This window comes from Streptomyces sp. NRRL B-3229 (genome assembly GCF_000719505.1).
GTDB lineage: Bacteria > Actinomycetota > Actinomycetes > Streptomycetales > Streptomycetaceae > Streptomyces > Streptomyces griseorubiginosus.
Window position 1 is genome coordinate 175,780 of the sequence record NZ_JOGP01000008.1, and the last position, 24,505, is coordinate 200,284.

The following is a 24,505-nucleotide window of genomic DNA, read 5'->3' on the forward strand; positions in this document are numbered from 1 at the left end:
GTCCGCCATGTGAGTGACGTTCGGGTGCAGCGGGAAGAGACGTCCCGTGTACGAGTCCGCGGATTCCCCCAGTGTGCGTGCTCTGCAACCACTTCTCCACGACGTGGTGATCTGCGTCGCAGCCCCGGCCTTCGCGGCATCGCCGCGGGACGGACAGCTGCGCGGTCTCCGCGCGGAGGGGTTCTACGGCCACGACCGCAGACTGCTGCACACGGCGTGCCTGCTGGTCGACGGCCGGGAACCGGAGCCCATCGGCGTTCAGCCCCTCGGTCCCGGGCAGGTCAGGTTCACCTCGGTGCACCGCTACCCGCACGACCGCACCAACGACCCGACCGTGATCATCGAGCGGGTGCGTACCGCGGGTGCCGGGGAGAGTCTCCTCCTGCGCAACGTCGGCACCGTCGCGCGGCGATTACATGTGGAACTGGCTCTGGCGACCGACCTGGCGGACATCGCGGACGTGAAGCGGGGGCTGACCGGCACGACCGTGCGCAGCACCGCCGTTCTCGATCCGCCCGGACTCGACTGGCGTTCCCGGGCGGGCCGCGCACACGTCCGCGTCACGGAGTCGGGCCCGGCTCCCGAGGTCACCGACGGCCCCGAGGGCGGCACCCTCACCTGGCCACGGGTACTGCTGCGCCCCGGCGAGAGCCGGCAGATCCGGCTGACCGTGTCGGGCGGCACGGTCCCCGACCCGCCCGGCCATCCACGCGCCCCCGCGTCTCCCCCGCCCTGGTCGGAGCCCGTCGTGCACGGCGACCGCCGGTTGTCGGCGCTAGTCCGCCGAGGACTGGCCGACCTGCGTGCCCTGCGTCTGGCCGACCCGGAGGGCACCGCCCGCGACGGCGTCGAGGACCAGTTCATCGCGGCGGGCTGCCCCTGGTATCTGACGCTCTTCGGCCGGGACTCCATCTGGTCGGCCCGCATGCTGCTGCCGCTCGGCACCGACCTGGCGCGCGGCACGCTCTGGGCGCTGGCCCGCCGCCAGGGCTCGGCCCACGACGTGTTCCGCGAGGAGGCACCGGGCCGCATCCTCCACGAACTGCGCCCGGCGGAGGCCGACCACGGCAACGGCCTGCGGCTGCCCTCCCACTACTACGGCTCGGTCGACGCCACGCCACTGTTCGTGACCCTGCTGGTGGAGGCCTGGCACTGGGGCCTCCCGGACGCCGACGTGGACGCGCTGCTGCCCTATGCAGAGCGTGGGATGCAATGGGTGGAGGAGACCACCAACCGCGACGAGGACGGTCTCCTGCGCTACTACCCCCGCCCAGGAGGCCTGCGCCACCAGTCCTGGAAGGACAGCGAGGACGCGGTCCGCGACGCGGCAGGCCGCCGTATCGAACCACCGCTGGCGCTGTGCGAGGTGCAGGGGTACGCCTATCAGGCGGCCGTCGGCCTGGCCGGACTGATGGCGTCCCACGGTCGGCAGCAGGAAGCACAACGGCTGACCTCCTGGGCCCAGGCCCTGCGCAAACGGTTCGCCGACACCTTCTGGCTGCCCTCGCCGGACGGTCCGGCATCCCGGTATGTGGCGATCGCCGTCGGCCGCGGACTGGAGCCCGTCAGCGGACCGGCCTCCAACATGGGCCAGTTGCTGTCCACCGGCATCCTGGACGAGTCCGGATGCCGCGATGTCGCGGCCTGGCTGGCCGCCCCCGAACTGAACTCCGGCTGGGGGCTGCGCAGCAGGTCGGCCCTGCTGCGCGGTTTCAACCCGCTGAGCTATCACGGAGGTTCGGTGTGGACCCACGACACGGCGATCGCCGTCCAGGGTCTGTGCGCGGCGGGCTGCGCGGCTGAGGCGTCCGCGCTGGCGGAGGGCCTGCTGGAGGCGGCGGCCCACTTCGACTACCGGATGCCCGAGTTGTACGGCGGCGACAGCCGCGGTGAGGGTTCTCCGGCTCCGCTCGCCTATCCGGCGGCCTGTCGGCCCCAGGGCTGGTCCGCGGCGTCCGGGGTGGCGGTGCTGTCGGCCCTGCTCGGGCTGGCGCCTGACGTCTCCCGTCGTGTGCTGCACATCCGACCGACGCCGTTCGGACCTCTGCGGGTGGAGGGACTGCGGCTCGCCGGACGGGAGTTCTCGGTGGGCGTGGGCGTGGCCGGGTCCGACGCACCGGTCGTCGTCCGGGGCCTGCCGCCCGACTGGACCGTCGACAGCACGGGGGCGTGACCGGCATGGGCCCGGACGCCACGGCGATGGTCTCCAAGTTCTCCTTCTACTCGGCAGTCATCGCCTCCAGTGTCCTGGCTCCGGGGCTGTGCATCGTCACGACCGGGGTCATCGCCCTCCTCCACCTACGGCACACCGGCGACCTGTGGTCCTTCATGGTGGTGCAGACCAAGGACCTCTCGACTCCGCTGGCCGTCGTGGTGGGGCTCAACTTCCTGTCCCTCAGCTTCATTGCCGGGTACCTGTTCCGTGAGCTCTCCTTCTGGCTGGTCGGCCTCCTCGAACTGGTCCCTCGCTTCGCCCCGCTCGACGCCCCCGACCTGCGCAGGCGGGTGGAGGCCATCTGCGGTCGGCAGGCTCTGGACGACTGCCTGCGCACTCATCCCCAACTCGACTACTACCTGCGTGACCCCGCTCCGACCCCTCATGGTGCGGTGGTGATCCACGGCGGAGGGCACCGGGAGAACCGAGGGCTGTTCGCCTTCGAGTACTGCAAGCGCCGGTTGCGGCTCGATTCCCCGACCCTGGCGGTGGACAACACCGAGGCCGAGGTGAACGTGCTCACCTCATGCCTGTTCCCGGTTCTCTTCCTGACGGCCGAACTCGTCTGGGCCGGCGCGCTGCCGATCGCTGTCGACGTCCTCAGCGTGGTGGGGTGCGCGGGTGCCTGGCTGGGCATCCTGGTGTCACTGCGCAGGCTGCGGCGGACGGAGCGGGTCGCCGCCGTGACCCACCTGGTCTACAGCGGCGAGGTGCCCCCAGCGTCGGCGCCGGGGTCCTCGGCGAGTTGAGCGCGGTACTCCTTGATCATCGGCAGCACATAGTGACGCTCCAGGTCGAAATGTGCCATGACGTGCTCGCGGGCTCTGATACCCACCTGTTGCGCGTGCTCGGGGCTGTCGATCAGCAGGGCGATGCGGTCGGCCAGCTTGTCCACGCTTCTGTCGGGGACGAGATAACCGATCTCCCCGTCGTACTCCACACCCTCGTCGAGACCACCCATACGGGTCACCACGACGGGTCTGGCAGCACACATCGCCTCCAGCGGAGCGAGCCCCATGGGTTCGTCGAAGACCGACGGATAGATCACCACCGAGGCGGCTTCATAAAGCTCCCGCATCTCGTCGACCCGCGCTTCCACGAAATCGACATGTCTCTCGATCTCCAATTTCGCGATCAGTTTCTGCAATTCCTCGCGGAAACCGTCCTTTTCATGATGGAAGTCGACCGTGTTCTTCGTGTCGGTGAGCACCAGGTGCGGCTTCACCGACGTCGTGCGGTTGTTGATGATGTGCTCGACCGCCCGGACGGCCAACCGTGCGCCTTTGTTGGGAATCAGCCGCGCGGGCAGGAGCACTCGCCCGGGCACCTGGCGCCCACCGGACACCGGAACCTCCTGGTACGTCTTCGTGTCCACCCCCAGATAACGGCGCTCCGGGACGATCCCGATCCGTCGGACGCACTCCCTCCGCAGGAAGTCGGAGACCGCGTAATGCCGGTCCCAGTTCCGGCACGCCTCGGCGGCGGGATTCACGGAGCCCTCGCGCCAGACACTGTGGTAAGTGTGGTGCAGTCGCAGGTTCAGTTCCTGCCGAAGGCCGCCGAGCGCCCGCGCCGGGCCGTCCGAGAAGTGGTGCAGGTTGTGCCCGTGCACCAGCCTCGCGCCCGCTCTGCCCCGAGCCGGATCAGGGCTCAACTCCTTCCTGAACCAATCGGTCAGCGTCGGTTCGCCGGGAGGTGTGCGGGGGGCCGGGGACAGGTCCAGGCCGGAGTGGTAGAGAACTCTGATCCCGGCGTGTCGCGGAATAGCCGGATCCGGCGTTCCGGTGAAAACCGTCACGTCGACGCCATGCCCCGCAAGCAGCCTCGAGTAGTCCCACAGGTGGGTCTCGACCCCGCCCACGCACGGGGGGAACGACCAGTGCACCAGGCCCACATGGAGCCGGGGACCGTCCGTCCGACCGCTTTCCTCTTCATCCACGCCACGCCTCCGATAACCGAACCCGGGAAGCGCAGATCGTAGCCACACATTCCGGTAAACGCAGGGGGAAGCACAGGGTTGCCACTCGGCACTCGGGGAAAACCCACCATACTGCGCGAAGTAGCTCGAACAACCGCGCAGTCAGGGGGAATTAGCGGACGGGGGTGGTCCACCATGACTGCATTCAGGACCGGCGAGAGAAGCGGTTCCGGACGCAGGCGGCTCCTCGCGGGTCTGTACACCGCCACGGGTGCGGGCGCCTGCGTCCTGCCCATCGTCGCCGATCACACCCAGGGGCCGGCCTTCTGGGCCGTCGTCACCGTGACGGGCCTGCTCGGCGGCGCCTCGGCATTCGTCACCCGGCATTCGGTGGGAAGGCGCGCACGACCTCAGGAATTATCCAGCCAACCGTATGTCCCCCCACCCAACCTGCCCCCGTTCACCCGGTACTTCACGGGCCGGCAGCGGGAACTGAAGCGCATCGAAGCACAGCTGTGTCCGCCGGTGCCCGACGGCGAACTTCCCGCCACCGGCGTACGCGCCTGCGTGCTGCACGGCACGGGGGGCGTCGGCAAGACCCAACTGGCGGTGGCCTACGCCCGTCGCCACCTCGACACGCACACCCTGACCTGGTGGCTGTCCGCCTCCAGCCCGGCGCGGCTACGGGTCGAACTGCTGGAACTCGCCGCCTGCGTACGGGTCCCGGGGCACGTGAGTGAGAACGTGGTCCTGTCGGGCCTGTGGGGCTGGCTGCGCGACAACCCGGGCTGGTTGCTGGTCTACGACAACGTCCAGCGTGAGAGCGACCGTCCGGGGGCGCGGGGCGACGGCACGCAGGAGCTGGCGCCGCTGCTCCCCCCGGACGGGGAGGGCGAAGTACTGATCACCACCCAGCTGCGCGAAGGCTGGTCCCCGCTCTGCGCCGAGCCCATCGAGGTACCGGGACTCGGGCCGGACGACGGTCTGGCGTTCCTGCGTCGCCGCATCGGCACGCCCACAACGGATCACGACGACCAGCAGCTGACCGTGCTGGGAAGCCAGGTCGGCTGGGTGCCACTCGATCTGGAGACGGCCGGTGCCTACATCGACCGCGAGGAGATCACCGTCGAGGAGTATCTGCGGCAACTGCCCGAGCCCTCCATCGAGACCGGTTTCGAGACACTGGTCCTGGCCGTCGAACGCATCCGCCAGAACGCGCCGGAAGCCGAGGACCTGCTCCGGCTCTGCTCCTACCTGGCGTCCGAGGACGTTCCCCGCGCCACGCTCTTCGAGCACAGCGCCATGCTCCCGGTCGGCCTGCGTCACGCCATGGAAAACGAACGCGCGTTCAATCGCATGGTCCTGCGGCTCGTCGACCACTCCCTGCTGACCCGCAACGGCGACGGCCGCACCGGCCGGGAGACCTACGGCATTCATCCTCGCGTGCGACAGTTCATCCGCAGCCGCATGGACCTGGCCGCCAGGCTGGAGTGGTCGCAGTCGGCGGTGCGGCTGATCGAGGCGGCCTTCCCCGCCTCCCCCGAACAGATCGACTCCCGGTACGCCTGCGAGCGTCTGATGCCGCACGCGGACACGGTCATCACGGAAGCCGTGTGGCCCGCCGCCGACGAGGCAGACGGCGAGAGCGGAGCGGCACAGGACTCCGACGCGCTGATACGGCTCCTGCACCGGGTGGGGGTCTACCAGGAAGGGCGCTGCAACTGGGTGCGTGCCCTGACCTTCTTCGAGCGTGAGGCGGAGCTGCGCGGACTGCGGCCCGACCCTGACGGCCGGGGTGCCCTGGGGCGTGCGACGGCCCTGCTGGCCGTCGCACGTCAGCACTATTTGCTGGCTCACCTCGACGCCGCGGAGTCCGAGTGCCGCAAGGCACTGGAGGAGTGCCGCAAGCACTCGGGCGACGCGGCGTTCCTGGAACTCGAGGCGCAGTGCCACCGCCAGATGGCCGGCATCCTGCGCGAACGCATTCGGTTCGACGAGGCTCTGGAGGCCGCGCAGCGGGCCGTGAAGATCTTCGCGAGCCGGGGAACGGACACGGCGGCGAGCCTGGACTGGGCAGTGGCCGAACAGGAAGTGGGCATGATCCACCGCAATGCCGGGCGCCTGTCGGCAGCGCTCGACTCGTACGAACGCGCCGCGCTCCACATCCCCTTCTGCGGCAGTCAGGAGCCGAAGGAACACAGCCTCTTCCGGGCGATGCTCCGCCGTGACGTCGGAATCGTCGCCCAGGACCGCGGCGACCTGGTCACCGCCGAGGCAGCGCTGACCGAGGCGCTGGCCGTGTTCCGCGCGTTCCGCGGTCAGGAGGACTTCGAGACCTCGCAGGTCGCCAAGTTCCTGGCGGACGTGCACCGGCGCCAGGGCGAGGAACTGCTGGTCCGCGCCCGTTCAACCCTGCATCCGATACGCCGGCGGGACTGCCGTCGCGCAGCACGTGCCAAGCTGTCGTCCGCCGAGGAACTGCTCGGTCCCGTCCTCGCCCTCCACCACCAAAGACGCATGGCGGAGGCCCACAAGTACGCGGCCTGCCTGAACAAGCTCGGTTCCCTCCAGCTCGCGCTGGGCCGGCCTCAGGAGGCTCAGCGGACGCTGCGCGAGGCGGAGGAGATCTACCGCAAGCGCTACGGCGAGGATCACCACTACCGGGCCAAGACCCTGTCGCGCCTCGCGCCCGTGCTGATCACTCTGGGCAGGCGCGAGGAGGCGGCATCGGTGCTCACCAAGGCCGAGGAGATCTTCCGGGCTCGGCTGGGAGAGGACCACCCGTGCCTGGTGACCGTCTACGAGCGGCTGGCCGACTGTACGGCGGACCCCGGGCGGGCCACCGCCTTCCGTGACCGCGCCCGGCGCATCAGCATCACCCTGTGGGACGGCGCGCAACCCCCGCCCGCTCGCTCGGCCTCCGCCCCCGTGGGGTCGTGACGTTCACTGCCGTGTCGCGGGGAACGGGCTGGACACACGGCGGTCCGGCCCGCGTTCCGCAACCCTCGTGAACGCATGCACAAGCGGCCCCCTACGATGGAAGGCGTGCCGAACCTGACCCGCGCCGACGCCCGAGCGGCCGTCCGCAACCCCCTCGCCTTCATCGCTGCCCGCTGGACCCCCACCCCCCGGACGGTCCAGCGAGCAGCGCTCTCCGCGCTCGTCATGGCGGTGGTCATCGTGGTCACCGGTGGCGCGGTGCGGCTGACCGGGTCGGGGCTCGGGTGCCCGACCTGGCCGAAGTGCACGGACGACTCGCTGACCACGACCAGCGCGATGGGCTTCCACGGTGCCATCGAGTTCGGCAACCGGATGCTCACCTATGTGCTGTGCGCGGCCGTCGGCTGGGCCATCATCGCCGCGCGCTCCGAGAAGCCGTACCGGCGGAGTCTGACCCGGCTGGGCTGGGCGCAGTTCTGGATCGTGATGAGCAACGCGATCCTCGGCGGCATCGTCGTGCTCGTCGGTCTGAACCCGTACACCGTCGCGGCGCACTTCGTCGCGACGACGGCCCTGATCACCGTCGCCGCCGTCATGTGGCAGCGCACCCGTGAGGGCGACTCGGCTCCCCGTCCGCTGGTCGGCAAGCCGGTGCAGCAGCTGGTCTGGTTCATGGTCGCCGCCGCCGCGCTCCTGATCCTGGTCGGCACGGTCGTCACGGGTGCCGGGCCGCACGCCGGCGACTCCAGCGAGGTCGAGCGGATGCCGCTGGACTGGGAGACGGTGGCCAAGGCGCACGCGGTCCTCGCCTGGATCGTGGTGTCGCTGACGTTCGCCCTGTGGTTCATCCTCAAGGCGGTCGACGCCCCCAAGGACCCCCTGCACCGCACCCGCGACCTCTTCCTGGTCCTGCTCTCCCAGGGCGTCATCGGGTACGTCCAGTACTTCACCGACCTGCCCGAGTTCCTGGTCGGCCTGCACATGCTCGGCTCGGCCCTGGTGTGGATCGCGGTCCTGCGCGTGCTGCTGGCGCTGCGCGAGCGCCCCGAGCTGCCCGAGGTCCCGGCTCAGCCGTACGCCGCCACCAGCTCGTCGATCGCCGGGCCCAAGTAGGCCCGGGTCAGCTCGGCCCTGTTCTCGACCGCGGGCCGGGGATCGCCGTAGCGGCGCCCCCGGATGTCCTCGACGACCGCCACCGGCGCCCCGAGCCCGGGCAGCAGCTCCAGCGCCTCCCTCTTCGAGATCAGCCGGCCCTCGCGCAGGGTCACGCTCGCGCGGGCGAAGGTCACCAGACCCAGGTCCACCCACACGTCCCGGGTCCACAGCGGGGCCTTGTCGACGGCGGGGCGCCAGAAGTCGCGCTGGTCGCGGACCACGAAGTCGGCGAGTTCGCGGTCCGTCACCGGCGGCAGCAGGTCCGCCGGCGGCTTGCCGTGCAGCACCCGCCCGAAGTCGTGCAGCTCCCGCCGGGTGACCGCGGTGACGGGCCGCTTGAACAGCTCCTCGTGCGCCCAGGTGAGATGGCGGCGGCCGGGGTCGGCCGAGGGCGTCAGATACGTGCAGTGCAGCTGCCCGGCCAGTGGCTCGGCCCGCAGCCGCGCGTGCAGCTTCGCCAGCCGCCACACCGTGCGGGGCGGGAGCGCGGGCAGTACGGCGATCAGGTCGAGGTCGCTGCGGCCCTCCTGGTAGTCGCCGCCCGCCAGCGAGCCGTGGGCCCAGACGGCGACGGGGTCGAGCGGGGCGAGGGCGGTGCGGAAGCGGTCCAGTAACGCGTCGGTCTGCTGCATGGGGCCATCCTGTACAGCCCTCGACGCCCCGTACACCCCCGCACGTCACTCCAGGGCGTACACCCTGCGCGCGTTCCCCGCCGCGATCAGTCCCGCCACCCGCTGTGCGTCCGCCAGCGACCAGGAGCCCTCCGCGACCCAGCCGCCCAGCACCCGGGCCAGCGCCTCGCGGAACAGCCGGGCGCCCACCACGTGCAGTTCGGGCAGGCTGTGGGCCCCGCTGGAGAAGACGATCTTGCCGAAGGGGGCCAGCTCCAGGATCTCCGCGAGGACCGTCGCCGCGCGGGCGCCGGTGCGCACGAGGGCGGCGCCCGAGTCGGCGTACACATGCGGGAAGACCCCGGCGAGATGGGCGGCGTGCCGGTGGTAGGGGTAGCTGTGCAGCAGGACGAGGTCGGTGCCGAGGCCCGCGGTGGCCCGGACGAAGTCGGTGAGCAGGACCGGGTCGGTGCGGTCGATGCGCAGGCCGGGTTCGCCGAGTCCGGCGTGCAGTTGGAGGGGCAGCCCGGAGGCGACCGCGATCCACAGCAGGTGCCGTAGCAGCACGGGGTCGGAGAGCTCGCCGCCCACCCGGCGCCCGGCCAGCCAGCGGCCCGCGGCGCCCCGCACCTCGCCGGGCCCCGGCGGTTCGGGGGCCAGCGCGAGGCCGTGCCGTACGCCCGCCACCGAGGTGAAGGCGACCGCGTTCGCGGCGGCGCCGTGCACGGACTCGGCGAGGTTGGCGAGGAAGGACTCGACGGTGCCGGAGGTGTCGGCGACCTGTTCGGCGAGGAGCTCCAGGCGGACGATCTCGCGGGTGTCGGCGGCGGCGGTGGAGGCCAGCTCGGTGGGTCCGGTGAGGTCGCCGGGCAGTCCGGTGTCGATCAGATAGGTCGTGATGCCGCTGCCCCTGAGCAGCCTGCGGCCCGCTTCCAGGACGCCGAGTTCACGGCGCCGGGCCAGGTAGCGGGCGGGCGGGCAGTGCGGTTCCAGGCCGAGCAGGGGCGGGCACCAGCGTCGTACGGCGAAACCCGTCTGGGTGTCGAACAGCGTGGTTCCCGGCGCGGGCGGGCCCTCGGTGCGGGCCAGCTGGGCCTCGAAGGTGCCGAGTCCCAGCTCCGTTCTCAGGACGCCGTGGCAGTACTGGTCCACGAGGGACGGCGTTTCGATCATCCGGACTCCCGTGGACGGACCGTGTGGGCTGACTACACGTCCTAACGGGTGAACCACTCACGAGGTGTTGGCCTCACACACCCCGTGCGAAACGCTCCGCGGGCCGAGCCGTTCGACTCACGGCCGTTGGGGGGCTGCGTCCTGATCCGCGCGGCCTCTTCGGGTTCGGTGGTGTGTGGTCGCGCTCTCTGGCGCGTGGCCGGGAAGTCCGTGGCCGGAGACCTGCCCAGCGGGGGCGCAGCCACAGGGCGACACGAGTCCGTCGTGACTGATCGCGCTCACCTGGCGGAGCCGCACGTCGAGCGGCCCCGCCCCCCTTCGCGGCGCGTTCGGTCAGCCGTTGCTCGGGCCGCCGACCTGGATGCCCGCCATGCGGGTCCACTCGTACGGGCCGGTCTGGACCTTGGCCGCGAACTCGCCGTCGAAGTTCTCGTGGACGGTGATGCCGGCCTTCTCGACGGCCTTCTCGGCGATCTCGTAGGAGGGGGCCACCAGGTCGCCCCAGCCGCCGTCCTCGCCGACGAGGACGATCCGGGTGCCGCGCTCGCCGATGTAGGCCAGCTGGCCCTCGGCGCCGCCGTGCTCCTTGGAGAAGGCGCTGATCTGCTGGGCGAGCCGGGCGACCCTGCGCTCGGCCTTCGCGTCAACCTGCTGCGTGGTGTCTGCCATGACCAGGATGCTACCGATCGGTAGGGAGGGGGGCGACGTGACCCTCGCCTCAGGAACGCCTAGCGCAGGAAGGGGTCCACCGCGACCGCGAGGAACAGGATCGACACATAGGTGATCGACCAGTGGAACAGCCGCATCTCCTTGAGCTTCACGCCCGTCACCTCGGCCTTGGCGCGGTTCTGGAGACCGTGCGCCTCCCACAGCCAGAAGCCGCCCGCGAGCAGCGCGACCGCCGTGTAGAACCAGCCCGTGTAGCCGAGCGGGGTGAGCAGCAGCGAGACCCCGACCATCACCCAGCTGTAGATGACGATCTGCTTGGCGACGACCTTGTTCGAGGCGACCACCGGCAGCATCGGCACGCCCACGCGCGCGTAGTCCTCACGGACCTTCATGGACAGCGGCCAGTAGTGCGGCGGCGTCCAGAAGAACATGACCAGGAAGAGGACGACCGGCGCCCACGACATGGAGTTCGTGACCGAGGACCAGCCGATCAGCACCGGCAGACAGCCGGCGATACCGCCCCACACGATGTTCTGCGAGGTACGCCGCTTGAGGATCATCGTGTAGACGACGACGTAGAAGAGCAGCGCTCCGAGTGACAGCCAGGCGGACAGCCAGTTGACGGTCAGACCGAACAGCAGCGTCGACACGACCGCCAGCGTGATGCCGAAGGCCAGGCACTCGCGCGGCGACACCATGCCGGTCACCAGCGGACGCTGCGAGGTGCGGTCCATCAGCGCGTCGATGTCGCGGTCGATGTACATGTTGAGCGCGTTGGCGCCGCCCGCGGACAGATAGCCGCCGAGGCAGGTCAACAGGACCAGCTTCAGGTCCGGCACGCCCTGCTGCGCCAGGAACATCACCGGAACGGTGGTGATCAGCAGCAGCTCGATGATCCTGGGCTTGGTCAGCGCCACGAATGCCTTGACACGGGCCCCGAACGGCCGGTGGATCGAGCTCTTGCTCTCCCCCAGCACACCGGCTGGACGGGATTCGACGGCCGTCACGCACACCCCTACAGAGACATCCCAGCAAGCCTCGGCCGTGTGAAGTCGCGGTAAAGGCTCGCGCGTACCACGCCACTGTAGACGTTGCCCATACCCCGACATTCGCGGGGGTCGGCTCGTGTCCGAGGACGCCCCCGGAAGAGCTCGGCGTCACTCGGTTGAGCACTCGTACGAGCGGCTGCGTATTCACTTGCCGAACGCGGTACGGCCCGGTCGGGAGGCGGATCCCCGCAGGGCCCGGCAGTCTAAAAAACGCACGTACTTGCGGGGGTAGGCTCGACAAAGACCGGGCGTCCCGTGCACCGGCATTCGACATGCGTGACATGTGGAGAGGAGCCCTGACCCAGGGTGAGCACCAAGCCGACCACCACAGACCTCGAGTGGACCGAGTTGGACCAGCGGGCCGTCGACACCGCCCGCGTCCTGGCCGCCGACGCCGTACAGAAGGTCGGCAACGGCCATCCCGGTACGGCGATGAGCCTGGCCCCGGCCGCCTACACCCTCTTCCAGAAGGTGATGCGGCACGACCCGGCCGACCCGGACTGGGTCGGGCGCGACCGCTTCGTGCTGTCCGCCGGCCATTCGTCCCTGACGCTCTACACCCAGCTCTACCTGGCCGGTTTCGGCCTGGAGCTGGACGACCTGAAGGCCTTCCGCACCTGGGGCTCGAAGACCCCGGGCCACCCGGAGTACGGCCACACCAAGGGCGTCGAGACCACCACCGGCCCGCTCGGCCAGGGTGTGGCCAACGCGGTGGGCATGGCGATGGCCGCCCGCTACGAGCGCGGTCTGTTCGACCCGGAGGCCGCCGAGGGCACCTCCCCCTTCGATCACTTCGTGTTCGCCATCGCCGGTGACGGCTGCCTCCAGGAGGGCATCTCCGCCGAGGCGTCCTCGATGGCCGGCCACCAGAAGCTCGGCAACCTCATCCTGCTGTGGGACGACAACCACATCTCGATCGAGGGCGACACCGAGACGGCCGTCTCCGAGGACACCGTCAAGCGGTACGAGGCGTACGGCTGGCACACCCAGCGCGTCGAGCCGCAGGCCAACGGCGACCTGGACCCGGTCGCGATCTTCGAGGCCATCGAGAAGGCCAAGGCGGTCACCGACCGGCCGTCCTTCATCGCGATGCGCTCGATCATCGCCTGGCCGGCCCCGAACGCCCAGAACACCGAGGCCGCGCACGGCTCGGCGCTCGGCGACGACGAGGTGGCCGCCACCAAGCGCGTCCTCGGCTTCGACCCGGAGAAGAGCTTCGAGGTCGCCGACGAGGTCATCGAGCACACCCGCGGGGCGCTGGAGCGCGGCCGTCAGGCGAAGGCAGAGTGGGAGAAGTCCTTCCAGGAGTGGCGGAGCAACAACCCCGAGCGCGCGGCCGAGTTCGACCGCATCGCCGCGGGTGAGCTGCCCAAGGACTGGGAGTCCGCGATCCCGGTGTTCGAGCCCGGCAAGGGTGTCGCCACGCGTGCCGCGTCCGGCAAGGTGCTCCAGGCCCTCGGTGCCGTGGTCCCCGAGCTGTGGGGCGGCTCCGCCGACCTCGCCGGCTCGAACAACACCACGATCGACAAGAACAGTTCGTTCCTCCCGGCGGACAACCCGCTGCCGGAGGCGGACCCGTACGGCCGCACCATCCACTTCGGCATCCGCGAGCACTCCATGGCCGCGGAGATGAACGGCATCGCGCTGCACGGCAACACCCGTGTCTACGGCGGCACGTTCCTCGTCTTCTCCGACTACATGCGCAACGCCGTCCGGCTCTCGGCGTTGATGCACCTGCCGGTGACGTACGTGTGGACGCACGACTCCATCGGTCTCGGCGAGGACGGCCCGACGCACCAGCCGGTCGAGCACCTGGCCTCCCTGCGCGCGATCCCCGGTCTCAACGTGGTCCGCCCCGCGGACGCCAACGAGACGGCGATCGCCTGGCGCGAGATCCTCAAGCGGTACACCAAGGAGTTCGGCAAGGGTGCCCCGCACGGCCTCGCGCTGACCCGTCAGGGCGTGCCGACGTACGAGCCCAACGAGGACGCGGTCAAGGGCGGTTACGTCCTGTTCGAGGCGTCCGGCGGCGCCCCCGAGGCCATCCTCATCGCCACCGGTTCCGAGGTGCACGTCGCGGTCGAGGCGCGCGAGCAGCTGGAGGCCTCCGGTGTGCCGACGCGGGTCGTCTCGATGCCGTCCGTCGAGTGGTTCGAGGAGCAGGACCAGGGGTACCGGGACAGCGTCCTGCCCCCGTCCGTGAAGGCCCGTGTCGCGGTCGAGGCCGGGATCGGTCTCACGTGGCACAAGTACGTCGGAGACGCCGGCCGCATCGTTTCCCTGGAGCACTTCGGTGCTTCCGCGGACGGCAAGCTCCTCTTCCAGGAGTTCGGTTTCACTGCGGAGAACGTGGCCGCCAAGGCGCGGGAATCTCTCGCAGCCGCCCAGCGCTGACGCCCGTATACGACACGTAGGAGATGTAATTCCATGACAGACGCACTCAAGCGCCTCTCCGAGGAAGGCGTGGCGATCTGGCTGGACGACCTGTCGCGCAAGCGGATCACGTCCGGCAACCTCGCCGAGCTGATCGACCAGCAGCACGTCGTGGGCGTCACCACCAACCCCTCGATCTTCCAGAAGGCGATCTCCGAGGGCGACGGTTACGACCCGCAGGTCTCCGACCTGGCGTTCCGCAAGGTCACGGTCGAAGAGGCCATCCGCATGATCACCACGGCGGACGTCCGCGACGCCGCCGACATCCTGCGCCCGGTCTTCGACGCCACCGGCGGCCAGGACGGCCGGGTGTCGATCGAGGTCGACCCGCGTCTGGCGCACAACGAGAAGGCGACCGTCGCCGAGGCCAAGCAGCTGGCCTGGCTCGTCGACCGTCCCAACACCCTCATCAAGATCCCGGCCACCCGTGCGGGCATCCCGGCGATCAGCGACGTCATCGGCCTCGGGATCAGCGTCAACGTCACGCTGATCTTCTCCCTGGAGCGCTACCGCGAGGTCATGGAGGCGTTCCTGGTCGGCCTGGAGAAGGCCAAGGAGCGGGGCCTGGACCTGTCGCAGATCCACTCCGTGGCGTCCTTCTTCGTGTCCCGCGTGGACACCGAGATCGACAAGCGCCTCGACGCGCTCGGCACCGACGAGGCCAAGGCCGCCCGCGGCAAGGCCGGTGTCGCCAACGCCCGTCTGGCCTACCAGGCGTACGAGGAGGTCTTCTCGGGCGAGCGCTGGGCGAAGCTGGAGAAGGCCGGCGCGAACAAGCAGCGTCCGCTGTGGGCCTCCACCGGCGTCAAGGACCCGGCGTACAAGAAGACCATGTACGTCGAGGAACTGGTCGCGCCGAACACGGTGAACACCATGCCGGAGGCGACCCTGTTCGCCACCGAGGAGCAGGGCGAGATCCGCGGCAACGCCATCGCCGGCACGTACGAGCAGGCCCGTGCCGAGCTCGACGCGGTCGAGAAGCTCGGGATCTCGTACGACGAGGTCGTGCAGCTGCTGGAGGACGAGGGCGTCGAGAAGTTCGAGGCGTCCTGGAACGACCTGCTCAAGTCGACCGAGGCGGAGCTCCAGCGCCTCGCACCCTCGGAGGGCTAGATCTTGTCGAGCAGCAATCCGCTGCGTGACCCCGCCGACCGACGGCTCCCGCGTATCGCGGGGCCGTCGGGCCTGGTCATCTTCGGCGTCACGGGCGATTTGTCACGAAAGAAGCTCATGCCCGCCGTGTACGACCTCGCGAACCGGGGTCTGCTGCCGCCGGGCTTCTCGCTGGTCGGCTTCGCCCGGCGGGACTGGGAGCACGAGGACTTCGCCGAGGTCGTCCACGACGCCGTCAAGGAACACGCCCGCACGCCGTTCCGCGAGGAGGTCTGGCAGCAGCTCATCCAGGGGATGCGCTTCGTCCAGGGCACCTTCGACGACGACGAGTCGTTCGAGCGGCTGCGCGACACCATCGAGGAACTCGACAAGGCTCAGGGCACCGGCGGCAACTTCGCCTTCTACCTGTCCGTGCCACCGTCCGCCTTCCCTGTGGTCATCCAGCAGCTGAAGAAGCACCGGCTGGCGGACCAGTCGAACGGCTCCTGGCGCCGCGCGGTCATCGAGAAGCCCTTCGGCCACGACCTCAAGTCGGCCGAGGACCTCAACACGACCGTCGAAGAGGTCTTCGCCCCGGACCAGGTCTTCCGGATCGACCACTACCTGGGCAAGGAGACCGTCCAGAACATCCTGGCGCTGCGCTTCGCCAACACGATGTTCGAGCCGATCTGGAACCGGTCCTTCGTGGACCACGTGCAGATCACGATGGCCGAGGACATCGGCATCGGGGGCCGGGCCGGCTACTACGACGGCATCGGCGCCGCCCGTGACGTCATCCAGAACCACCTGCTCCAGCTGATGGCGCTGACCGCCATGGAGGAGCCCGCCTCCTTCGACGCGGACGCGCTGGCCGCCGAGAAGACCAAGGTGCTCGGCGCGGTGAAGCTGCCGAAGGACCTGGGCCGGGACACCGTGCGCGGACAGTACGCGGAGGGCTGGCAGGGCGGTGAGAAGGCGGTCGGCTACCTCCAGGAGGAGGGCATCGACCCCAACTCCAAGACCGACACCTACGCGGCCATCAAGGTGGAGATCGACAACCGCCGCTGGGCCGGGGTGCCGTTCTACCTGCGCACCGGCAAGCGGCTCGGCCGCCGGGTCACCGAGATCGCGGTGGTCTTCCAGCGGGCCCCGCACTCCCCCTTCGACACGACGGCCACCGAGGAGCTCGGCTCCAACGCGATCGTCATCCGCGTCCAGCCCGACGAGGGCGTCACCGTCCGCTTCGGCTCCAAGGTGCCGGGCACCTCGATGGAGATCCGGGACGTGTCCATGGACTTCGCCTACGGCGAGTCGTTCACGGAGTCCTCGCCCGAGGCGTACGAGCGACTGATCCTCGACGTGCTGCTCGGCGACTCCAACCTCTTCCCCCGCACGGAGGAGGTCGAGCTGTCCTGGAAGATCCTCGACCCGATCGAGGAGTACTGGGACAAGCACGGCAGGCCCGCCCAGTACCCCTCGGGGACCTGGGGCCCGGTCGAGGCGGACGAAATGCTCGCACGAGAGGGACGGAGCTGGCGCCGGCCATGAAGACAGACCTCACGGACACCACCGCCAGCAAGATCAACAAGGCGCTGGTCAAGGGACGCCGGGCCATCGGCACGCCGGCCGTGGGCATGGTGCTCACGCTCGTCATCGTGACGGACGAGGAGAACGCCTACGACGCCCTGAAGGCCGCCAACGACGCGTCCCGCGAGCACCCCTCGCGCACGCTGGTGGTCATCAAGCGGGTGTCGCGGAGCCCCCGTGACCGCACCCAGTCCCGCCTCGACGCCGAGGTCCGCGTCGGAGCGGACGCGGGCACCGGCGAGACGGTGGTGCTGCGGCTGTACGGCGAGGTGGCCGACCACGCCCAGTCGGTCGTCCTGCCGCTGCTGCTGCCGGACGCCCCGGTCGTCGTGTGGTGGCCGGTGGACGCCCCGCTCGACCCGGCCGGGGACCCGCTCGGCGCGCTCGCCCAGCGCCGGGTCACCGACACCTACTCCTCCGAACAGCCGGTGCGTGAGCTGACGGCCCGCGCCGGGACCTACAAGCCCGGCGACACCGACCTGTCCTGGACCCGGATCACGCCCTGGCGCTCGATGCTGGCGGCGGCCCTGGACCAGGTCAGCGTCGAGGTCAAGGCGGTCGAGGTGGAGGGCGAGGAGTTCAACCCGAGCTGCGAGCTGCTCGCCATGTGGCTCGCCGACCGTCTCGAGGTGCCGGTACGGCGTTCGCTGTCCTCCGGGCCCGGGCTGACCGCGGTCCGCATGGAGACCAGCAACGGTCCGATCACCCTGGACCGGGCCGACGGCTCCCTGGCCACGCTGTCCATCGACGGCCAGCCCGACCGTGCGGTGGCGCTCAAGCGCCGGGACACGGCCGAGCTGATCGCGGAGGAGCTGCGCAGGCTGGACCCGGACGACACCTACGCCTCCGCCCTGCGGTTCGGGGTGCACCGGCTGAACGTGTCGAACGGGCAGGCGGACACTGCGGGGAAGCCGGAGCAGCCGGAGGAGCTGGAGAGGTCGGAGGACTCGGAGCAGCCGGTTGCGGCCTCCCGGGAGACCTCCCCGGACGCCGAGGCTGCCTCGGACGTCAAGGGTGCCCCGGACGTCGAGGGTGCCCCGGAGGGACCGTCGGCCAAAGGAGAACCGGCCGACGGCGAGGCTCCTGCGCAAGCTCCCGCACCGGCAGCGGCGAAGCCGCCGGCGCTGAAGCCGGTCCCCTCCGGCCTGTCCGGGAAGGGGGCGAAGTGAGCACTCCGCAGCTCGTCGTGCACCACGACAAGGAGCTGATGGCCCAGGCCGCCGCGGCCCGTCTGATCACGAAGATCGTGGACGCGCAGGCCTCCCGGGGCTCGGCGTCGGTGGTCCTCACGGGCGGTCGCAACGGCAACGGCCTGCTGGCCGCCCTGGCCGCGGCGCCCGCCCGGGACGCCGTCGACTGGGGCCGGCTCGACCTGTGGTGGGGCGACGAGCGCTTCCTGCCCGAGGGCGACCCGGAGCGCAACGACACGCAGGCCCGCGAGGCCCTGCTGGACGCCGTCCCGCTGGACCCGAAGCGCGTGCACACCATGCCCGCGTCGGACGGCCCGCACGGCGACGACGTCGAGGCCGCGGCCGCGGCCTACGCCGAGGAGCTGGCCCGCGCGGCCGGTCCGGAGAACCACGGCGCCGTCCCCACCTTCGACGTCCTGATGCTGGGCGTCGGCCCGGACACGCATGTGGCGTCCCTGTTCCCGGAGCTGCCCGCGGTGCGGGAGACCGAGCGCACGGTCGTCGGGGTGCACGGCGCCCCGAAGCCGCCGCCGACCCGGGTGACGCTGACCCTGCCCGCGATCCGCGCGGCCCGCGAGGTCTGGCTGCTCGCGGCCGGCGAGGACAAGGCACAGGCAGCGGCGATCGCCCTGTCCGGCGCGGGCGAGATCCAGGCACCGGCGGCGGGGGCACGCGGCCGGGCCCGCACCCTGTGGCTGCTGGACTCGGCAGCGGCGTCCCAGCTGCCGAGGTCGCTGTACCCCCCGGCCACGCCGTAGTTCCCGCCCTTCGCCGCCGGGTCTCTTTCAGGAGAGGCTCGGCGGCGTCGGCACTTCGGGGAACTCGTACCCCTCCCACTCCTCCGGCGATCTACGGATCAGCTGGAGCAGGTTCGAGAACGCCGTGGCGTCGTAGAGCACGCCGCTGTAGTCGGCCGGGATCCGTACCCTGTTGATCACTGCGGTCGGCGTGCCCGGGCCCTTGTGCGGGCTGTCACCAGCGCTCTCGTAGGCCTTCTCGGACGCCTTCACGAAGGTCTCGTACTTCATGTCCCGTATCGCGGTCTCGAAGGTCCGGCCCCTCAACCCTTCGACCTGCACGGCGAGTTCGAGCAGCCGGTCGTCGGTGAAGCCGTCCTCGGACTCCTCGGGCTGGTTGGCGTACAGCACTTCGTGGTACTCCGCGAACCTGCCCAGCGCGAGCGCCGCCCGCAGGGCGTTGACCGCCTTCTTGGAGCCGCTGCCACCGAGCTTGCCGTCCAGGAAGGACGCCAGGGTGTACTCGGCCTTCACCTGGCCCCGCAGGATCGCATCCCGCAGCTCCGGACCGCCCCCGGTGGTCTCGAACTCCTCGCAGTAGGGGCACCGCGGGTCCTCGTAGAGGTGCACCGTCACCGGTGCGTGTGCATTCCCTACGGTGATCGTCGTGCCGTCGGAGCCGAGCTTCTCCGGAACCGTCGCAAGACTGCTGTATGTCTCCGTGGGAGCGGCGACCCGCGGACTGCATCCCGCGAGCACCAACCCCAGAAGGGCCGCCGTGAATGCCACGGCGACCCGCCCCCCATGCCTCATCCGTACCTCTCGTCTCCCCAGGTTCAGCGTGACCCTAGAGCACGGGCACAGAAAACGCACAGCAGTTCTGTTCGGACCGGCTCACTGCCGCCCCCGCAGCTCTCGGTACGCAGCCACCAGCGCCTTGGTCGACGCGTCCAGGTCCGGTACGTCCGCGTCCTCGGTGAGCGCCGGTTCCAGCCGCTTGGCCAGGACCTTGCCGAGTTCGACGCCCCACTGGTCGAAGGAGTCGATGTTCCAGACCGCGCCCTGGACGAACACCTTGTGCTCGTACAGGGCGATGAGCTGGCCGAGGACCGACGGAGTCAGCTCACGGGCCAGGATCGTCGTGGTCGGGTGGTTGCCCCGGAACGTCCTGTGCGGGACCAGTTCCTCGGGCACACCCTCCGCGCGGACCTCGTCCGGTGCCTTGCCGAAGGCCAGCGCCTGGGTCTGGGCGAAGAAGTTTGCCATCAACAGGTCGTGCTGCGCTGCGAGTTCGTCGCTCAGCTCGTCCACCGGGCGGGCGAAGCCGATGAAGTCCGCCGGGATCACCTTGGTCCCCTGGTGGATGAGCTGGTAGTAGGCGTGCTGCCCGTTGGTACCGGGCGTGCCCCACACCACCGGCCCGGTCTGCCACTCGACGGCCTGCCCGTCCCGGCCCACGTACTTGCCGTTGGACTCCATGTCGAGCTGTTGCAGGTACGCGGTGAACTTGGAGAGGTAGTGGCTGTACGGCAGCACCGCGTGCGACTGGGCGTCATGGAAGTTGCCGTACCAGATGCCCAACAGACCCAGCAGCAGCGGGACGTTGGACTCGGCAGGGGCGTTCCTGAAGTGCTCGTCGACGAGCCGGAAGCCGTCGAGCATCTCCCGGAAGCGGTCCGGGCCGATGGCGATCATCAGCGACAGGCCGATCGCCGAGTCGTAGGAGTAGCGGCCGCCGACCCAGTCCCAGAACTCGAACATGTTGGCCGTGTCGATGCCGAAGTCCGACACCTTGCCGGCGTTGGTCGACAGCGCCACGAAGTGCTGTGCGACGGCCTCCTGACCGGCCTTCAGCTCGCCGAGCAGCCAGGAGCGGGCCGAGGTGGCGTTGGTGATCGTCTCGATGGTGGTGAAGGTCTTGGAGGCGATGACGAACAACGTCTCGGCCGCGTCCAGGTCACGGGTCGCCTCGTGCAGGTCGGCGCCGTCGACGTTGGACACGAAGCGGACGGTGAGGTCGCGGTCGGTGAAGCCGCGCAGCACCTCGTAGGCCATCGCGGGGCCGAGGTCGGAGCCGCCGATGCCGATGTTGACGACGTTCCTGATCCGCTTGCCGGTGTGGCCGGTCCACCCCCCGGAGCGGACCCGGTGCGCGAAGTCGCTCATCTTGTCGAGGACGGCGTGCACGCGGGGCACGACGTTCTCGCCGTCGACCTCGATCACCGCGTCGCGCGGGGCGCGCAGTGCGGTGTGCAGAACGGCCCGGTCCTCGGTGGTGTTGATCCGCTCGCCGCGGAACATGGCGTCCCGCAGGCCGAACACGTCGGTGGCGGAGGCGAGTTCGCGCAGCAGCCGCAGGGTCTCGTCGGTGACCAGGTGCTTGGAGTAGTCGACGTACAGGTCCCCGACCCGCAGGGTGTACCCGGTACCGCGCCCCGGGTCGGCGGCGAACAGTTCCCTGAGCCGCACCTCGCCGAGCGCCTCGCGGTGCTCGGTCAGCGCGGTCCACTCGGGCGTCCGGTTGAGCCTGCTACGGCCGCCTGCGTTCATGTCCGACTTCAGCCTTCTTTCGTGCCTGTCCCAGCTGTGCCAACGTAGTTGATCAACGCGGGACGCCAGCCGTGACGGCTGCGGCGCCGACCGCACCCACAGATACGTGCGCACGGAGCACGGGTATCAGCGAGACGGCGAAAGCGACGGACAGGCCGGGCCGTGGAACGGCTCAAGCCGTGAAACACCTCCGGCCAGACACCCCTCGGTGTCCGGCCGGCACTCGACTCCTAGATCTCGCCCCGCAGCTTGGCGAGCGCCTCGGCGAGGATCGCCTCGCCGTCCGCGTCGCTGCGCCGCTCCCGTACGTACGCGAGATGCGTCTTGTACGGCTCGGTGCGCGGCGGGTCCGGCGGGTTGTCCCGGTCCTGTCCGGCGGGAAAGCCGCAGCGCGGGCAGTCCCAGGTATCGGGGACCTGCGCGTCGCTCGCGAAGCTGGGCTGCGTCTCATGCCCGTTGGAGCACCAGAAGGAGATGCGCAGCCGGGGCGCGGACTCGCCCCGCTCGGCCTCGCCCATCGGCCCCGCCCCGACCCGGCTACCTCGGATCGCGTTGCCACTTGCCACGGTCGTAACTCCCTGCGTGATGGTGCCGCGAAGCGAGTCGGCGTTGTCGCTTCGTTGCGAGCGCCTCAGTCTACGTAAGGCCCAACGCGCGTCCAGTGGTTGGAGTTACAGCCCCCACACCTAGACGCAAGCCCCATGATAGGCCGCGCTCAGGTGCGCGTACCGAACATGGGGCCTTACGTGCGGAATGTACGTGCTGTGTGTGGCCTGGCCGCTCAGCTGTTCGTCTTCATGAGGAGACCGAGGACGATGATGCACGCGAACCACAGCAGACCGATCACCACGGTGATGCGGTCGAGGTTGCGCTCGGCGACCGAGGAGCCACCGACGGACGACTGCATGCCGCCACCGAACATGTCGGAGAGGCCGCCGCCCTTCCCCTTGTGCATCAGCACCAGCAGCATCAGCAGCCCGCTGAAGACGATCAGGGCGATCGAGAACCCCAAAACCACGGCTGGACCAACTCTCTCGGATTCGGATGAACGACGGGGGCACGGCCGTCAGGGCCATGCCCCCGCAAGAGTACGACGGATCGCCGCTAAGGCCTACTCACTGGTCCCGGAAGCGCACGATCTTGACGAACTCATCGGCGTCCAGGGAGGCACCGCCGACCAGGGCGCCGTCGATGTCGGCCTGCGCCATGATCTCGGCGACGTTGCCGGCCTTGACGGAGCCGCCGTACTGGATGCGGACCTGGTCGGCCAGCTCCTGGGTGTACAGCTCGGCGATCTTGCCGCGGATGGCGGCGCAGACCTCCTGGGCGTCCTCGGCGCCGCAGACCTTGCCGGTGCCGATGGCCCAGACGGGCTCGTAGGCGATGACGACGGACTCGGCCTGCTCGGCCGGGAGGTCCTTCAGACCGCCCTCGACCTGGGCGAGGGTGTGGGAGACGTGGTTGCCCGCCTCGCGGACCTCCAGCTCCTCGCCTACGCACAGGATCGGGGTGAGGCCGTGCTTGTAGGCGGCCTTGACCTTGGCGTTGACGATCTCGTCGGTCTCGGCGTGGTACTGACGGCGCTCGGAGTGGCCGATCGCCACGTACGTGCACTTCAGCTTGGCCAGCATCGAGCCGGAGATCTCACCGGTGTAGGCGCCGGAGTCGTGCGCCGAGAGGTCCTGGGCGCCGTACTTGATCTTGAGCTTGTCGCCGTCCACCAGGGTCTGCACGGAGCGCAGGTCGGTGAAGGGCGGCAGGACGGCGACCTCGACGGCCTCGTAGTCCTTGTCCGCGAGGGCGAAGGCGAGCTTCTGGACGTGCGCGATGGCCTCGAGGTGGTTGAGGTTCATCTTCCAGTTACCCGCCATGATCGGCGTGCGAGTGGTCATGCGGGGTCAGTCCTCCAGTGCGGCGAGGCCGGGGAGCGTCTTGCCCTCGAGGTATTCGAGGGAGGCGCCGCCACCGGTCGAGATGTGTCCGAACGCGTTCTCGTCGAAGCCCAGGATGCGGACGGCCGCGGCGGAGTCGCCACCGCCGACGACCGTGAAGGCCTGGGAGTCGAGGAGGGCCTGGGCGACCGCCTTGGTGCCCTCGGCGAACTCCGGGTGCTCGAAGACGCCCATCGGGCCGTTCCAGAAGACGGTGGCGGCGTCGGTGATCTTCGAGGCGTACAGCTTGCCGGAGGCCGGACCGATGTCCAGGCCCATCCGGTCGGCCGGGATGGCGTCCGCGGCGACGGTGGTGGCGTCGGCCGGGGCCTTGGTCTTCAGGTCCGGGAAGGCCGGGGCGACCACGGCGTCGACCGGCAGAACCAGCTCGACGCCGGTCTTCTCGGCGCGCTCGATGTACTCCAGGACCGCCGGGATCTGGTCCTCCTGGAGCAGGGAGGCGCCGACCTCGTGGCCCTTGGCCTTGAGGAAGGTGAAGGCCATGCCGCCGCCGATGAGGATGCGGTCGGCCTTGCCGAGCAGCTCGTCGATGACGGCGAGCTTGTCGGAGACCTTGGCGCCGCCGAGCACGACCACGTAGGGCCGCTTGACGTCGTCGGTGAGCTTCTTCAGGACGCCGACCTCGGTGGCGATGAGGTAGCCGGCGTAGTGCGGCAGCCGGGCCGGCAGGTCGAAGACCGAGGCGTGCTTGCGGTGCACCGCGCCGAAGCCGTCGCCGACGTAGACGTCCGCGAGGGCGGCCAGCTGGTCCGCGAACTCGCCGCGCTCGGTGTCGTCCTTGGAGGTCTCGCCCGCGTTGAAGCGCAGGTTCTCGATCACGGCGACCTGGCCGGGCTCGAGGCCGTTCACGGCGTCGTGGGCCGCGGGGCCCACGGTGTCCTGGGCGAAGGCCACGGGGGCGCCCAGCAGTTCGCCGAGCCGCTCGGCGGCGGGAAGCAGGGAGAAGGCCGGGTCCGGCGCGCCCTTGGGGCGGCCGAGGTGCGACGCCACGACCACCTTGGCGCCCGCCTCCACGAGGGACTTGACGGTGGGCAGGACGGCACGGATGCGGCCGTCGTCGGTGATGAGGCCGTCGGCGAGCGGCACGTTGAGGTCGGCGCGGACGAAGACCCGCTTGCCGTCCACGCCTTCGGCGATGAGTTCGTCGATCGTCTTCATGAGGGAACTCCTGGTGAGGGTGCTCTGATCGTACGAGGGCGGTTCTGCACGTGAGTCAGGGCCCGGACGGCGCGTC

Annotated in this window: 20 protein-coding genes; 9 read left to right on the forward strand and 11 right to left on the reverse strand. The window is 70.0% G+C overall.

The features are described from left to right. Positions 1-73: 73 nt before the first annotated feature. Both IF54_RS0115110 and IF54_RS0115115 read left to right on the forward strand, forming a co-directional pair. Positions 74-2,173, forward strand: a complete 2,100-nt coding sequence (locus IF54_RS0115110; RefSeq protein WP_159002138.1) for a glycogen debranching N-terminal domain-containing protein — start codon at positions 74-76, stop codon at positions 2,171-2,173. After that, the gene (locus tag IF54_RS0115115; protein ID WP_030318641.1) at positions 2,170-2,964 is read left to right on the forward strand and encodes a hypothetical protein; all 795 of its coding nucleotides are present in this window, start codon (positions 2,170-2,172) and stop codon (positions 2,962-2,964) included. The genes IF54_RS0115110 and IF54_RS0115115 overlap by 4 nt, the downstream gene beginning before the upstream one ends. On the opposite strand, the gene IF54_RS0115120 is transcribed toward IF54_RS0115115, so the two are convergent. After that, entirely contained in the window at positions 2,913-4,154 is a 1,242-nt protein-coding gene (locus tag IF54_RS0115120) for a glycosyltransferase family 4 protein (protein ID WP_159002140.1), read from the reverse strand. The genes IF54_RS0115115 and IF54_RS0115120 overlap by 52 nt on opposite strands. Before the next feature lie 174 nt (positions 4,155-4,328). On the opposite strand from IF54_RS0115120, the gene IF54_RS0115125 reads away from it, so the two are divergent. Further along, positions 4,329-7,073, forward strand: coding sequence for a DUF3856 domain-containing protein (locus tag IF54_RS0115125; protein ID WP_030318645.1), 2,745 nt, complete (start codon positions 4,329-4,331; stop codon positions 7,071-7,073). 75 nt (positions 7,074-7,148) lie between these two features. Continuing rightward, positions 7,149-8,186 carry a COX15/CtaA family protein gene (locus tag IF54_RS0115130; RefSeq protein WP_030318647.1) on the forward strand — a complete coding sequence of 346 codons (1,038 nt, stop codon included), beginning with the start codon at positions 7,149-7,151 and terminating at the stop codon, positions 8,184-8,186. On the opposite strand, the gene IF54_RS0115135 is transcribed toward IF54_RS0115130, so the two are convergent. The 4 genes from IF54_RS0115135 to IF54_RS0115150 all read right to left on the reverse strand — a co-directional run bounded on the left by IF54_RS0115135 (position 8,141) and on the right by IF54_RS0115150 (position 11,694). Further along, positions 8,141-8,860: a nucleotidyltransferase domain-containing protein gene (locus IF54_RS0115135; RefSeq protein ID WP_030318648.1), complete on the reverse strand. Its 720-nt coding sequence runs from the start codon at positions 8,858-8,860 to the stop codon at positions 8,141-8,143. The two genes, IF54_RS0115130 and IF54_RS0115135, sit on opposite strands and share 46 nt — an antisense overlap. Before the next feature lie 45 nt (positions 8,861-8,905). Continuing rightward, positions 8,906-10,012 (reverse strand): amidohydrolase family protein, encoded by a 1,107-nt coding sequence (locus IF54_RS0115140; protein WP_030318649.1) that lies wholly within the window; start codon positions 10,010-10,012, stop codon positions 8,906-8,908. 333 nt (positions 10,013-10,345) lie between these two features. Continuing rightward, entirely contained in the window at positions 10,346-10,681 is a 336-nt protein-coding gene (locus tag IF54_RS0115145) for a hypothetical protein (protein WP_030318651.1), read from the reverse strand. 59 nt (positions 10,682-10,740) lie between these two features. Continuing rightward, a complete protein-coding gene (locus IF54_RS0115150; RefSeq protein ID WP_030318652.1) occupies positions 10,741-11,694 on the reverse strand; it encodes a heme o synthase in 954 nt (317 codons plus the stop codon). 342 nt (positions 11,695-12,036) lie between these two features. On the opposite strand from IF54_RS0115150, the gene tkt reads away from it, so the two are divergent. The 5 genes from tkt to pgl are packed head-to-tail and all read left to right on the forward strand — an operon-like array spanning position 12,037 to position 18,790. Continuing rightward, on the forward strand, positions 12,037-14,124 hold the full coding sequence (gene tkt, locus IF54_RS0115155; protein ID WP_030318654.1) for a transketolase: 2,088 nt from the start codon (positions 12,037-12,039) through the stop codon (positions 14,122-14,124). 33 nt (positions 14,125-14,157) lie between these two features. Beyond that, the gene (tal, locus tag IF54_RS0115160; protein WP_030318656.1) at positions 14,158-15,276 is read left to right on the forward strand and encodes a transaldolase; all 1,119 of its coding nucleotides are present in this window, start codon (positions 14,158-14,160) and stop codon (positions 15,274-15,276) included. Positions 15,277-15,279: 3 nt separating this feature from the next. Continuing rightward, positions 15,280-16,803 (forward strand): glucose-6-phosphate dehydrogenase, encoded by a 1,524-nt coding sequence (gene zwf, locus IF54_RS0115165; protein WP_030318659.1) that lies wholly within the window; start codon positions 15,280-15,282, stop codon positions 16,801-16,803. Continuing rightward, positions 16,800-18,011 carry a glucose-6-phosphate dehydrogenase assembly protein OpcA gene (opcA, locus tag IF54_RS0115170; protein ID WP_030318662.1) on the forward strand — a complete coding sequence of 404 codons (1,212 nt, stop codon included), beginning with the start codon at positions 16,800-16,802 and terminating at the stop codon, positions 18,009-18,011. Before zwf ends, opcA begins: the two co-directional genes overlap by 4 nt. Beyond that, complete coding sequence (gene pgl, locus IF54_RS0115175; protein WP_030318664.1) at positions 18,008-18,790, forward strand: 6-phosphogluconolactonase; 783 nt, start codon at positions 18,008-18,010, stop codon at positions 18,788-18,790. Before opcA ends, pgl begins: the two co-directional genes overlap by 4 nt. Positions 18,791-18,817: 27 nt before the next feature. On the opposite strand, the gene IF54_RS0115180 is transcribed toward pgl, so the two are convergent. From IF54_RS0115180 to IF54_RS43375, 6 genes are all read right to left on the reverse strand, one after another. Continuing rightward, on the reverse strand, positions 18,818-19,558 hold the full coding sequence (locus tag IF54_RS0115180) for a DsbA family protein (RefSeq protein WP_030318666.1): 741 nt from the start codon (positions 19,556-19,558) through the stop codon (positions 18,818-18,820). Between the two features lie 105 nt (positions 19,559-19,663). Continuing rightward, positions 19,664-21,319 (reverse strand): glucose-6-phosphate isomerase, encoded by a 1,656-nt coding sequence (pgi, locus tag IF54_RS0115185; RefSeq protein ID WP_030318668.1) that lies wholly within the window; start codon positions 21,317-21,319, stop codon positions 19,664-19,666. Positions 21,320-21,549: 230 nt separating this feature from the next. Further along, a complete protein-coding gene (locus IF54_RS0115190) occupies positions 21,550-21,885 on the reverse strand; it encodes an RNA polymerase-binding protein RbpA (RefSeq protein WP_003957010.1) in 336 nt (111 codons plus the stop codon). A 215-nt stretch (positions 21,886-22,100) separates the two neighbouring features. Beyond that, positions 22,101-22,331, reverse strand: coding sequence for a preprotein translocase subunit SecG (secG, locus tag IF54_RS0115195; protein WP_020137612.1), 231 nt, complete (start codon positions 22,329-22,331; stop codon positions 22,101-22,103). Positions 22,332-22,434: 103 nt separating this feature from the next. Then, positions 22,435-23,211 (reverse strand): triose-phosphate isomerase, encoded by a 777-nt coding sequence (tpiA, locus tag IF54_RS43370; RefSeq protein WP_030318671.1) that lies wholly within the window; start codon positions 23,209-23,211, stop codon positions 22,435-22,437. A gap of 6 nt (positions 23,212-23,217) precedes the next feature. After that, on the reverse strand, positions 23,218-24,429 hold the full coding sequence (locus IF54_RS43375; RefSeq protein WP_030318673.1) for a phosphoglycerate kinase: 1,212 nt from the start codon (positions 24,427-24,429) through the stop codon (positions 23,218-23,220). Positions 24,430-24,505: the final 76 nt, after the last annotated feature.